The sequence below is a fragment of the Paenibacillus sp. 276b genome (genome assembly GCF_900107875.1).
Classification (GTDB): domain Bacteria; phylum Bacillota; class Bacilli; order Paenibacillales; family Paenibacillaceae; genus Paenibacillus; species Paenibacillus marchantiae.
Map to the genome: position 1 here is coordinate 185,731 of NZ_FNRR01000002.1, position 12,875 is coordinate 198,605.

Here is a 12,875-nt window from a genome sequence, read left to right on the forward strand (position 1 = left end):
AATTGATTAGATTTATAACTAATTATATGTTTATCTAATTTGTAATCGCAATGATTTTTCAATTACATGGTGAAATACATCGCCGAGACTTGCTACAATGGAAAAAAGTGAGGATCGTTGCAGCAACGGAGGTGCAGGCATTGGAAGCAAAACATTGGACAGGCAGTCTGTTTCAGGAGAAACTGCGCACAGAGGACTATGGACCGCGTTTTTACGCGTATTATTACAAGCAATGGGACAACTACCAGATGTCTTATCACGATCATGATTCCACGGAGATCATGTACATTATTTCGGGAATGTGCCGGGTCGATGTACAGATGCAGGATGGCAGCTCGGAACAGGCAGTATTAAAAAAAGGGCAGTTCATTCTGCTGGACGCAGGGGTTCCACACCGTCTGCTGGTGAAGGATGGCGTACCGTGCCGCATGCTCAATGTGGAATTTGGAGTTGCCAGATCGCAGCCAGGGCATCCATCCATTCGCCAGCTTGCGTTGGAAGAGGAGGAAGTCCATGCTTTTCTAGCACAAGCCACGCCTTATCTGGTTTTGCCTGACCCGGAAGAGGTGTACCACATTATGAAAAGCCTTGTGCTGGAGCTGGATCAGCGTGGACTGATGGAGCAGGGTCGATCTTCTGCACCTATTCGGATTATTCCGCCGGAGGAACGCTCGCATCATCGCGAAGCCCGTGATCTGAAGTCGCCTGAGCAAGGTACGCTGGTACGCACGTTGTTTATCCAACTGCTGGTTCGGGTCGCAAGACTGCGCGGGGAATTCAACCGAAGTGCGTTGGATCAGACGGAGCTGTACGTGAAACGTACGATTGAATTCATGCATCACAATATGGATCGTAATATTCAAATGAAGGATATCGCAGCAGCAGTGAATCTGCATCCAGGCTATTTGCACCGTATTTTTCGCCAGCACACGCAGCGCACGCCTACCGACTATCTCACGATGCTCCGAATGGAAAAGGCGAAGATGCTGCTGCAACAGACCGATATTCCAATCTCCGAAATTTCCGATTACGTTGGCGTGGGGAGCAGACAGTATTTTCATATGTTGTTCAAGAAATATACAGGCCGAACTCCGGTTGAATTCCGTTCCTCGATGGAGCGACATGTCAGTCATTATCCACTGGAATAATAGGGGGAATAGGTACTCTGTTTTTATCTGAGCAGGATAGGCTGAATGATCTTCGGACACAAAAGTGAGGATTTTTGACAGCTACTTCGTGAACTAGTCATGATTTTGATAACGCTTCCTTATGTACCGTTGTTACAATGATTTCATCAGGCAACTTCAATTCAATTGCAAGTGTTACTGAATGAAGTCATTAACCGAAGCCAATCGTTTCGGATTACGGGAGGAACTGTGCATGTCGTTTAAAGTGGCATTTATCGGGGCAGGCAGTATCGGATTTACGCGGGGGTTGCTGCGGGATTTGCTCGCGGTACCGGAATTCAACAATATTGAGATTGCGTTCTGTGATATCAATCAGCACAATCTGGACATGGTCACCGAGCTGTGTCAGCGCGATATCCGCGAGAATGGACTGAATATTCAGATTCAGCCGACAACGGACCGGAGAGAAGCGCTCAAGGACGCGAAGTATGTACTGTGTACAATCCGAGTGGGCGGGTTGGAAGCTTTTGCAACCGATGTGGATATTCCGCTCAAATATGGGGTAGATCAATGTGTCGGCGATACGTTGTGTGCAGGTGGGATTATGTACGGCCAGCGCGGAATTGCTGAGATGCTCGACATCTGTAAGGATATTCGTGAGCAAAGCGCACCGGATGTGCTGCTCCTCAATTATTCCAACCCAATGGCTATGCTGACATGGGCCTGCAACAAGTATGGCGGTGTTCGCACGATTGGATTATGTCACGGGGTACAGCATGGGCATCACCAGATTGCGGAAGTGTTTGGACTGAAAATGAATGAAGTGGATATCGTATGTGCCGGAATTAATCATCAGACCTGGTACATCAAGGCGTCCCATGAAGGTAAAGACCTTACAGGCGATTTGCTCCAAGCCTTCGAGAAACATCCAGAGTATAGCCGTACCGAGAAAGTGCGGATTGATATGCTGCGCCGATTTGGTTATTACAGTACGGAATCGAATGGTCACCTTAGCGAATATGTGCCTTGGTACCGCAAACGTCCGGAAGAGATCAAGGACTGGATTGATCTGGACAGCTGGATTAACGGCGAGACGGGCGGGTACCTGCGTGTATGTACAGAGGGAAGAAATTGGTTTGAGACTGATTTCCCGAACTGGATGAAGGATGAGCCAATGCAATTCGCCCCGGAAAAACGAGGCGGAGAACATGGTTCCTACATTATAGAAGGGCTGGAAACGGGACGCGTATACCGCGGACACTTCAATACCGTCAATAACGGTGTGATCTCCAACCTGCCGGATGATGCGATCATCGAAGCACCGGGATATGTGGATCGTAATGGTATTTCGATGCCACATGTAGGCGACCTGCCACTCGGCCCGGCTGCCGTGTGTAATGTGAGCATTTCCGTACAACGACTTGCGGTGGAAGCTGCGGTACATGGTGACGACAAACTATTGCGTCAAGCGTTCATGATGGACCCACTCGTAGGTGCGGTATGTAATCCAAAAGAAATCTGGCAAATGGTTGACGAGATGCTGGTCGCTCAAGCCGAATGGTTGCCTCAATATGGTGACGCCATTGCTGCGGCAGAAGCAAGACTTGCTGCAGGCAACCTGATTCCTACGAAGGAATATGAAGGTGCTGCACGTCTCAAAGTGAAAACCGTTGAGGAGATGCAGCAGGATCGCGATGCCGCCAACAAAAATGCGGGTGAATCGGATAAAGGGAAAGATCGGGAGAAAGTGCAACAATAGATAAAAATGAGTAGGGCTTCTCCAAAATTGGAGGGGCCTTGTTTGGTTCTATTTTTTTTCGACACCACGGATTACAAAGGCAAAAGAGGTATCACCCAAGGAAACCTGCGAATTTTTTGGGGAAGACCAGCCGATAAAGGCTCCATAATAATGAGTACCTTTTTCCTGTGCAAACTGGAATGATCCTTCTCGGAAAGAGATGGGACGTGCCTCCCCGTTCACATATTCAACCAGAGTGAATTCGTTAGGCGGTACATCCGTACTCAAGTTAATAGATATGTTCTCGCCCACCAACACCGAGACAGGTACTTTACCTTCCAGCAATTCCACATCACCTGCATAGTCAGCACACATACCTCCCCAGCAATAACTGCCCTGTACAGCTGGAATAGAGATGCCGCTTTCGCTCTGGATAGTTGGCGTAGGCAGTTCCTGGGGTAAGTTGGGTCCAGATTCCTTAGCGTTCTCCTCTAGTGAACCCAAATCAGCTTCCTTTGTATCTGGCGATGGGAGAGAGGGAGGTTCGTTTGTGCCGTTACTTGGAGTAGGATTACAGCCGGATAATATCAGCAAAGTTGTAAGGAACACGAGTGAAGCCAATGTTCTTATAGTAATGAGAAAATTTATTTTAGCCACCCCCCTAATATCTTCCAGACGAAGAAAAAGAGAAGAATGTTGCTCATTGCGACGCATATGTACCATGCGATACATATTACCTTTACAGACATAGTAATATGTCTTATAGTATACCCAGGATTGAAGAAAGTCGGTGAATCTGCAGATGGATGAACAAGCGATTAACAGTGACCTCATTCGAGGCAACATTGACCCCATTATTCTGAGTGTACTTATACCGAAGGATAACTACGGCTATAGCATTATTAAGGAAATTTATCGCAAGAGTGGAGACCGGTTTGAATTAAAGGAACCGACACTCTATTCCAGTCTGAAAAGGCTGGAGAAGAGCGGATATGTGGAATCCTACTGGGGGGAAGAGAGCCAGGGAGGACGACGCAAATATTACCGAATTACAACGCAGGGGCAGGAAGCTTATACCCAGCAAGTTCACGCTTGGAACGCAGCCAAAACATTGATTGACTGCATGATTATTTCCGGGGAAAAGGGAGATGAAGGGATATGACATTGGAAGCTCGCATTACCCGCTATGTGAATCGTCTGTTCAATGATGCGCAGGATACATTGGCCAATCAGGAGTTAAAAGAAGAGATTCACAGTAATCTCGCTGCACGAATTGAAGATTATATGGAGCAGGGTATGGACGAGGAGCAGGCTTTTCAGACTGCCATACAACATGTGGCTGGCATGGAGCAGATCATGAGTGATCATCGCAGGGTGCATCGCGTTCCTTATTGGACTGCGGTGTTGCAGTCTGCCTTGATCTATAGTCTTATCGCCTGGATCATTACCATTCCAATGAGAGTCATGGTCCAGGGCGCAACCATTAACAATTTGCTTATGATCATGAGTGTGATCGTTGGTGGAGCGTATGTATTTTACATGATGAAAAATAAAAATACTTCGACTGATCCAGAGGACACTGCCGTTATTCGTACACCTGTGTTCTTACAATGGACGCGCAGAGTGTGGTGGTTATGGGCAGGGCTCATCGTTGTGTTATGGGGTACACAGGCGGCGCTGCGATTTGGAAGCAACATCTGGTATAGTCGACCGATTCAGGTAGAGGGACCCTATCAATTTACGGTAATCGCAATTGCTTTTGCCATACCTTTATTAAGTATTATTATTCCTTTGATCGTGCAGAGGGCGTATCGGATCGTGAGCAAGTATGAGGCAGGCGATGTCATATGACGGGAAAGAATAAATGGATTATTGCATTGGTCATGCTCGGTATCTTTGGTGTTATTGTGGTTGAGGGCGTCGTTAATCCGAGAATAGAGGCGAAGCAGTCGCAGTATGAAGCAGAGCAGCAAGATCCATTGACCCATGATTTTGCGGCATTGGCGAAATATCGCAGTCCTTATATGGGCGACTTCTCTAATCTCAGCCATTTGAATCAAGCCTTGCCTCTAAACGGCCAATTGAATGGGTATCAGTTGGTTCCAGAGACATTTACGGCTCAGATCAATTACAGGATAAATACCAGCGAGATGAAGTCCGAAGAGTTGGAACGAATACTTGTATATAACGCTGCTGCCAATTTTGTATGGATTGAGAATTTGGAGCATGTGCTTTATTCATTTGAGGATGTTCAATATACTTTGAGCCGTGAGGCTGCTCAGCAATGGGCTGGAACGGAATTGAAGACCCTTCATGAACCGAAGGAGTGGGATGCAGCGGTGCGTAAGAAGCTGGTGGAACCCGCGAAAGTGAAAGAAGCTTTTTCACAAATTGTTGACAATTAAGTTGGTTCAAAGATAAGGAAAAGGTAAGAGGCTCGACTCTTCTCCTATGCTATGTTATTATAAGACTCTGATAACGTGGTAACGAACTAAAGCGTTTGGGTTTGGTTATAGACATGGAGGGGTTAGAGAGATGAGAAAACAAGCGATATTTCTATTATTGATCAGCATATGCATGATTGTTGTTGCGGGGTGTTCCAGCTCGGGAAGCAAAGATGAACATGCCATTATTGTGGGGATAGATGATAAATTTGCTCCAATGGGCTTCCGGGATGACAAGAATGAAATTGTTGGTTTTGATATTGATTATGCCAGAGCGGCAGGGGAGAAAATGGGGAAAGGAATTACGTTCCAACCCATTGATTGGTCTTCCAAAGAATCGGAGCTGAACAGCGGCCGAATCGACCTGATCTGGAACGGGTACACGATTACGGATGAACGGAAAGATAAAGTGCTGTTCACGAAGCCGTATCTAGAGAACAGCCAGGTTGCAGTTACACTCGCGGACTCACCGATTACGAAGTTGGATGAACTGGATGGCAAAAATGTAGGATTGCAGGCGCTGTCCTCTGCGGCAGATGCACTCGCGGCAAGTCCTCTGAAGGATAAAGTGAATGCTTCCGAATTCCCGGACAACGTACTGGCGCTAACCGATCTCAAGACGAAACGTTTGGATGCTGTCATCATCGACGAAGTGGTCGCGAGATATTACATGTCCAAGGAAGAGGGAACGTTCAAACTGCTGGATGAATCCCTTGCTCCGGAACAATACGGCATTGGTGTGAAAAAAGGCAATGAAGAACTACTGAATCAGCTGCAAAAAGCATTGGATGAGCTGAATGCCGATGGCACAGCAGCCGAGATTTCCACCAAATGGTTTGGTGAAGATGAAGTTTTGAAATAGGATCAGGCCACTTGCCTGACATATGTAGTAAACAACATGACCCCGGATTCCAAAAAGGAGCAAGTCTCCTGCGGAATGCGGGGTTAACAGATTAGAGGAGCCGATTGCGATGAGCTGGGAGTATTTATTGGGCGTCATGAAGCCCATGCTTGAAGGTGCACAGACCACGATCTTTTTATTTTTGCTGGCCATTATAGTGTCTTTACCACTTGGATTTGGAGTAACCTTATTGATGAAAAGCCGATTCAAGCCGTTGGCATGGATCGCTCATACGTACGTATATGTGATGCGGGGAACGCCGCTGATGCTTCAGCTGTTGTTCTTTTGCTTCGGTCTGCCGTTGCTTCCAGGCGTAGGAGAGTATCTTGTATTTGACCGCTTTACGGCGGCAACGTTGGCTTTTATTTTGAATTATGGTGCGTACTTTGCCGAGATTTTCAGAGGTGGATTGCTCTCGATTGATAAAGGACAACATGAAGCTGCACAGGTACTGGGCCTAAGCAAATGGCAAACGATGACGAAAGTCATCATCCCGCAGATGTTTCGGGTAGCATTACCTGCCACTGCAAATGAATCCATAAGCCTTATTAAAGATACGGCATTGTTGTACGCTGTTGCTGTACCTGAGCTGCTTCATTACGCACAGGCCGCAGTAAACCGGGATTTTAAATTGATGCCGTTTGTTATAGCAGCTATTATGTATTTGCTGATGACCATGGTACTTACCTTGTTCTTCAAGGCACTGGAGAAACGTTATACATTTGAGTAAACGCGCACGGAACAGAAGTATATAAAGTTATCTAATCTCATCAATTAAAGGACTGTCTGCATATGACACATATTATAGAAGTGAATCAATTAAGAAAATCATTCGGCACACTTGATGTGCTGAAGCAGGTAACGTTCAACGTGGAGCCGGGTGAGGTCATTGCCGTAATCGGGCCTTCGGGTTCGGGTAAAAGTACGATGCTGCGCAGCCTGATTCATCTTGAGGATATTTCGGGTGGCACCATTCGTATCCAAGGCCAGGCGCTGGCTGAGAACGGATCGTATGCAGGTGCCGCGGATATTCGGAAGATTACGGATCGCATGGGCATGGTCTTTCAGCATTTCAACCTGTTTCCGCATCTGACGGTACAGGCGAATCTGGAACTGGCACCGAAGACGTTGAAAAAAGAAAGCTCAGCGATCATCCGGCAGCGAAGTCTGGAGTTGCTCGGTAAAGTAGGGCTCTCCGACAAGGCGGATGCGTATCCCGCCAACCTGTCCGGTGGACAGAAACAGCGCGTAGCGATTGCCCGCGCACTAATGATGCAGCCCGACATTCTGCTGTTCGACGAGCCGACTTCGGCACTCGATCCCGAGCTGACCGGAGAAGTGCTGCGCGTCATCAAGCAGCTGGCACAGGAGAATATGACGATGATGATCGTCACCCATGAGATGAGCTTTGCCCGCGATGTTGCGGATCGTGTCTTCTTCATGGATAACGGAGAAATCGCCGAGGCGGGACCGCCGGAGCAGATCTTCGGTAATGCCAAGCTGGAGCGCACGCGTACGTTTTTGCAGCGGGTGGAAGTGGAAGGGTAGAGGTTAAGACGAGTTAAGATATGGATTTAACGAGATCCGGATTCGTTAGATCGACGAAAGTCGACGATGAATCCGGATTTTTTTAATAAAATCGGAATATTTACAAATAATGGAGCATATTTTTCCAGTTAATCAAGTATAATAAGACTACTTAATAAACAGGGAGGATTTACCTTTGGATCAACGTCACAATGATGTGGATCGTTATTATAGCGATCCGCTTCCGCCACCACCTTATGTAGTACCAAAAACCAATAGCAAGTCTATCGCAGCTCTTGTCTTGGGGATTTTGTCAGTGATAATTCCATACTTGGGATTTCTGATAGGTATTGTTGCTATCGTATTTGCATCTATTTCTCTTAAAGAAATCAAGCTTCGTATGGAACAAGGAAGAGGACTCGCTATTGCTGGTCTCGTCTGTGGCATCATCGGCACGGCGATTTATGCAATTATCATTTTGTTCATCCTGGCTGCCGCCTTCTTCTACGTTAGCACCGATATATCTACATATTAGAATGATAAGGATAGTGGATAAAAAATTGCCTCTTTACTAAAAAAGCAAGGCCGTGTATAAGCAAACACCCGCTGTTATTGAAGCGAGGGCGTTGCTTACAACAGGCCTTGCTTTTTATGTTTCCATCCTACACGTGAAGCACTGCTTCTCTACTTACTTCCTCGCCTTCATTCGTACGATGCACCATGAAATACGTAAAGGTAGCCGCCAGACCAATCACGGCAAAGAGGCACAAAATTCCGATCTGATCCCAAGCCACACCGAACTGTCCACTCGAAATAACAGCTTTATACCCGGTTACCGAATAGGTCATCGGCAGCCATGGATTGAAACCTTTCAGCCAATTCGGAATAAGCTCCAACGGGAACGTACCTGCACTGGTGGTCAATTGGAAGATTAACATGAGGATCGCCAGGAAGCGGCCGGGATTCTCCAACCAAGTAACCAGAGCCTGAATGATATACATGAAGGTCAGGCTGGTAACGAAACTGAATAAAAGGAACAAAGGCACGCTTTGAACTTCCAGACCCAAGCCGGACAAGACAAGCCAGGAAGCGAGTAGGGATTGCACGGCACTCATGATCGTGAAAGCCAGCGTTCTGCTCACAAAACGATTCCAGCTGCTCGCATCGGCAACCGAGCTGCCGCGTGTGGGTACAACCAGCGTTGCAATCAATGCCCCGACAAACAGCCCCAATGATAGGAAGTATGGCGAGAATCCTGTTCCATAGTTGGGCACCTCATTATGTTTATGTTCATCCACCTGAACGGGCTCTGCATACATCGTTACAAGTTCATCCGTCTTTTTCACACTGCCCGTTTGATCGGCGGCATCATTCAGTTTGGTGGCAAGCTCACCAGAGCCATCGCTCAATTTGGCGGTACCTTCTTTTAAATCTCCTGCGCCGTTATCCAGCTTGCGGGAACCATCGGCAATGGTGGTGATTCCGTCTGAAAGTTGGTTCAACCCATCAACCAGTTTCCCTGCACCTGCGTTTAATTGACTAGAACCCTCTGAAAGTTTGGCTCCGCCAGCGGCAGCTTCAGACAACTTGGAGTTGAACTGCTGGAGGCCAGTCGCAAGCTGCACCTGTCCAGCGGACAATTGTGTTGCTCCTTCTATAAGCTGCTGCTCACCCTGTACTAACTGGCTGCTGCCTTGATGCAGCTGATGTTGAGCAGCTTGCAGGTTTTGGCTGCCTTCGAGCAATTGCTGTCCACCTTGATATACCTGTTCACTACCAGCGGCAACAGCCTGGCTTGCTGCCAGGAGTTGCTGTACAGCCGGGTTAGCAGCTAACTCTGGACTGGCTTCAGCTAATTGAGCAAGACCTTGCGCAACGGCCTTGGCACCTTCACTTACTTTGCCACTGCCTCCGACTGAAGTCTGCAATCCAGCGGTCAGCTTGGCGCTGCCTTCCTCGGTTGCAGCCAGTCCAGCATCCAATTTTGCGACTCCTTCCTGAGCAGATTGAATCCCAGCCTGTAACTTTTTGCCGCCAGCTTCAGCCTGTGCTGCTCCGTCACCAAGCTTCGCACCTGCTGCCGCCAATCGGGACAAGCCATTGGAAAGGGAGCTGGCTCCTGTATGAAGCTCATCAATACCCTGAGCTAAGGTGTTCGTGCCTTCTTTTAACGGGGTAATGCCTGTTTCGAGTTTGTTGGTTCCATCGGCCAGTTTGGATAGGTTCTCTTTCAACTTGGAGGCACCTTCATCCAGCTTAACCGCACCCTCGTTGATCTGACCTGCGCCGTCTCCGGCATCTGCCAAACCGCTAGAGATTTTCTCTACCTGATCCAGCAGGGTTTCCGTATATGATTCCGTCACTTTCGCAGAGACTTTGGATTTGATCTGTTTGACCGCTGTCCCGCCAATCTGCCCCGCTAGGAAGTTGTATCCTTCATTGGGTTCATAGATCAGCTCTGCCGATTGTGGATGGTCATCCATTAGAGTGGTAGCTTTTGCGGAAAAATCCTCTGGAATAACAATCGTCATGTAATATGTGTTGTCTTCCATGCCTTGCTCGGCTTCTTCTCGGGTCACAAATTGCCAGTTGAAGTCATCACTTTTTTTCAATTCATCGACCAGATTCTGTCCGACTTCCAGCGATTTGTCATTGTAGGTTGCCCCCTGATCCGTGTTGACCACGGCAACAGGCAGTTCATTCATTTTGCCGTAAGGGTCCCAGAACGCATTGAGGAACAGACCGCTATACAGTACCGGAATGAACAGCACCACGAGAATCGGAATAAATATTTTTGGTTTCTTGAAGGCAGATTTCAAATCCTGCCCAAATACAGTGAATGATTTCATCATGTTCTCTCCCCATCATTACGCTACTCTGTTGCTATATCTATCTCTAATTGATAAAGGATTCATATTCACATCTTTCTTTATGTAGGGGATAATCCACTTTTGAGAAAGAGGCCAACGAAATCCTTGATCTGATCCTTGTGCAGCGAAGGATGCGCTTTGTTCCAATCGGAAGTTAAGGTGACGTACAGCTTCAGCAGGACAAAAGAGACCAGTCTGGGATCGTCTTCACGAATCTGCTGTAGTTCCATGGCGCGCTGAACTTGACGTTCTAAATATTCGAGAATGGCTGTCTCTACTTTCTGCAAACCTTCCTTCGCCTGAGGTGTGCCGAACTCGTTTACCTCCTGAAACAGCTTGATTAACAACTCATGTTCCTCTCTATACTCCAGCAAAGCGTCCATGCTCTGGTGTACGTTCTCAAGAAATGGTTTGTCGTCCTGCACAGTTTGCTCTGTAATCCGCTTCATATCAGTAATGATCGAGTGGAGGATCTCTCCGAACAGTTCTTCCTTGTTCTCGAAAAAAGTATAGATCGTACCTTTGCCCACATTAGCCAGTCTTGCAACTTGCTCCATTGTAGTGGCTTTGTATCCAAACAATGCGAACGATTTCTCAGCAGAATCAATGACCTGCTGCCTTCGATCGATAGTTTTCATGGCAGCTAACACCTCCTAATCATATGCAATGATAAAAGATAACTTAAAGTTGACTGGATTACTTATTCGGTCAATTGGTCGTAAACAAATGTACCATTGAATGGGGAGGGAGGAAGTGATGTTTATCATAATGTTGGATAAAAGCTTTTGAGGGGGATTAAGTGAAGCTAGTATGTATTCAGACAGGTGCTAACGAAAAAAAACGAGTTTTTGATAAGTAAGACTTTTTTTGTTTCAGAGAAGGATAAGATCTAGGGGGAAATGCCGATAACTGAAATGCATCTTATTTTAAACTATGATGGTTAAGAATCACAGATGAAGAATCGATAGATGAAGTTAAATATTATGCAGAGATCTCTAAAATTAATTTGATGGTGTTAGATTTATTGGAAGGCAAAACAAAGGTTTTAGATGAATATGTATCATTTATTCTGCAAAGTAAGGAAGAGTTGATTACTGGGCTCTTAACGCTACTTGAAGCAAACCGATTAAGTGGGTTACCAATAAAAGAATATGAAAGTTTATTTGAAGAAAATATACAGATCATTGACTGGAAGAACATTCAGATACTGATGCCTCATATTATCTAGATTTCTGCTATGAACTGGCGATGTATTACGGAAGGAGTGGGAGAAACACCCAAGCAGTAAGAGTATTATTAAACTGTACTGTAAGTCATACGTAGTTGAAATATCATGTTTGTCTAGGTTGAATAAGGTTTTTAAATAGAATAAATAACGTGGCTGAGTTACACTTGGCTTTGTAGGTTTTGACGATAAAAAATGACTTTTATTGATTAGAGATTAACTTCCCAAATTGCCTTTTGAAATTGCATAGATTTAGTTTTATGTATGACTCATAGCGCAAGGATAATGCTTGTCGATTTTCACAATGAAGGCCGCGTATTAACTTAGTATCTGTTCGCCCTCTGTACGGAGAGCGAGCAGAGGGTCTTATAACAGTTAAAAGAAAATTCCATTAACCAATAACCAATTCACAGATGGCCGAGCTGTCTGTGTTTTTTGACATGATATCGGGTGGAGCAACGTTTGCTACAGAAGCGTTGCAGCCCGTTTTTGGAATGATCTATAAATATTTCCTCGCAAGGTACAGAAGCACACGCTTTAAGGCGTGATCTACCGTATTCGGTTAATTCCATCCCTAATACCAATGAGCAGATGGAAAGCAGTGAATCGCTCAACGAATGTCCTTTTCCTTCCGGTTGATCATATACGAACATGAATTGCCCACCCGTAGTTGTAGATAGGCTTGACTGGATTGGGGCACGAGAGAGATGTGTGTTTAGGAAAAGAGAGAGTTCTTTGTCCGTTGCCGTTCGAATAAGATCACGAAACGTATCGCGATAAGAATGTACAGCTATTAAATCTTTCGAGGCAGGTAACTTGGTTGAAAGCAACCCATGTTTACTCAGAAGTTCTGTGAGTAGAGCCACGCTACCGATTCTTTCGGGTTCTTCGTAAAAGGGATCATAGGTGTTGATTAGTTCAAATGTGAAAGAAAACCATGTTTCGTTGTAAGACTTCATATTAGTTTGACTCCTTACATTTTTCGTTATATAGTAATGCTTAAATTATGTTTTAGTACTTACATAAAGTCAAGTGAGGAGATA

14 protein-coding genes are annotated in these 12,875 nt (G+C 46.0%); 10 read left to right on the forward strand and 4 right to left on the reverse strand.

Annotated elements, in window-relative coordinates:
• Positions 1-140: 140 nt before the first annotated feature.
• Both BLV50_RS11655 and BLV50_RS11660 read left to right on the forward strand, forming a co-directional pair.
• Positions 141-1,148, forward strand: coding sequence for an AraC family transcriptional regulator (locus BLV50_RS11655; RefSeq protein WP_256337939.1), 1,008 nt, complete (start codon positions 141-143; stop codon positions 1,146-1,148).
• Positions 1,149-1,380: 232 nt separating this feature from the next.
• The gene (locus BLV50_RS11660; RefSeq protein WP_090807816.1) at positions 1,381-2,886 is read left to right on the forward strand and encodes an alpha-glucosidase/alpha-galactosidase; all 1,506 of its coding nucleotides are present in this window, start codon (positions 1,381-1,383) and stop codon (positions 2,884-2,886) included.
• Between the two features lie 48 nt (positions 2,887-2,934).
• Here the strand turns inward: BLV50_RS11660 and BLV50_RS11665 are convergent, their stop codons facing one another.
• Positions 2,935-3,522, reverse strand: a complete 588-nt coding sequence (locus tag BLV50_RS11665) for a hypothetical protein (RefSeq protein WP_143038113.1) — start codon at positions 3,520-3,522, stop codon at positions 2,935-2,937.
• Positions 3,523-3,667: 145 nt separating this feature from the next.
• On the opposite strand from BLV50_RS11665, the gene BLV50_RS11670 reads away from it, so the two are divergent.
• The 7 genes from BLV50_RS11670 (at position 3,668) to BLV50_RS11700 (ending at position 8,272) form a co-directional block, all read left to right on the forward strand.
• A complete protein-coding gene (locus BLV50_RS11670; protein WP_090808763.1) occupies positions 3,668-4,027 on the forward strand; it encodes a PadR family transcriptional regulator in 360 nt (119 codons plus the stop codon).
• Complete coding sequence (locus tag BLV50_RS11675) at positions 4,024-4,716, forward strand: permease prefix domain 1-containing protein (RefSeq protein ID WP_079695063.1); 693 nt, start codon at positions 4,024-4,026, stop codon at positions 4,714-4,716. Before BLV50_RS11670 ends, BLV50_RS11675 begins: the two co-directional genes overlap by 4 nt.
• A complete protein-coding gene (locus BLV50_RS11680; RefSeq protein WP_079695064.1) occupies positions 4,713-5,270 on the forward strand; it encodes a DUF4825 domain-containing protein in 558 nt (185 codons plus the stop codon). The genes BLV50_RS11675 and BLV50_RS11680 overlap by 4 nt, the downstream gene beginning before the upstream one ends.
• Positions 5,271-5,400: 130 nt before the next feature.
• The gene (locus tag BLV50_RS11685; protein WP_079695065.1) at positions 5,401-6,171 is read left to right on the forward strand and encodes an amino acid ABC transporter substrate-binding protein; all 771 of its coding nucleotides are present in this window, start codon (positions 5,401-5,403) and stop codon (positions 6,169-6,171) included.
• 109 nt (positions 6,172-6,280) lie between these two features.
• Positions 6,281-6,940 (forward strand): amino acid ABC transporter permease, encoded by a 660-nt coding sequence (locus tag BLV50_RS11690; RefSeq protein ID WP_090807818.1) that lies wholly within the window; start codon positions 6,281-6,283, stop codon positions 6,938-6,940.
• Between the two features lie 62 nt (positions 6,941-7,002).
• Entirely contained in the window at positions 7,003-7,758 is a 756-nt protein-coding gene (locus BLV50_RS11695) for an amino acid ABC transporter ATP-binding protein (RefSeq protein WP_072735141.1), read from the forward strand.
• A 175-nt stretch (positions 7,759-7,933) separates the two neighbouring features.
• Positions 7,934-8,272, forward strand: a complete 339-nt coding sequence (locus BLV50_RS11700) for a DUF4190 domain-containing protein (RefSeq protein ID WP_063567824.1) — start codon at positions 7,934-7,936, stop codon at positions 8,270-8,272.
• A gap of 127 nt (positions 8,273-8,399) precedes the next feature.
• On the opposite strand, the gene BLV50_RS11705 is transcribed toward BLV50_RS11700, so the two are convergent.
• Positions 8,400-10,586: a YhgE/Pip domain-containing protein gene (locus BLV50_RS11705; protein ID WP_090807820.1), complete on the reverse strand. Its 2,187-nt coding sequence runs from the start codon at positions 10,584-10,586 to the stop codon at positions 8,400-8,402.
• An 80-nt stretch (positions 10,587-10,666) separates the two neighbouring features.
• The gene (locus tag BLV50_RS11710; RefSeq protein ID WP_090807822.1) at positions 10,667-11,245 is read right to left on the reverse strand and encodes a TetR/AcrR family transcriptional regulator; all 579 of its coding nucleotides are present in this window, start codon (positions 11,243-11,245) and stop codon (positions 10,667-10,669) included.
• Between the two features lie 386 nt (positions 11,246-11,631).
• Here BLV50_RS11710 and BLV50_RS11715 point away from each other — a divergent pair, with 386 nt between their 5' ends.
• Positions 11,632-11,835 (forward strand): hypothetical protein, encoded by a 204-nt coding sequence (locus BLV50_RS11715; protein ID WP_090807824.1) that lies wholly within the window; start codon positions 11,632-11,634, stop codon positions 11,833-11,835.
• A gap of 404 nt (positions 11,836-12,239) precedes the next feature.
• Here BLV50_RS11715 and BLV50_RS11720 read toward each other — a convergent pair whose 3' ends face one another.
• Entirely contained in the window at positions 12,240-12,791 is a 552-nt protein-coding gene (locus tag BLV50_RS11720; RefSeq protein WP_090807826.1) for a CGNR zinc finger domain-containing protein, read from the reverse strand.
• Positions 12,792-12,875: the final 84 nt, after the last annotated feature.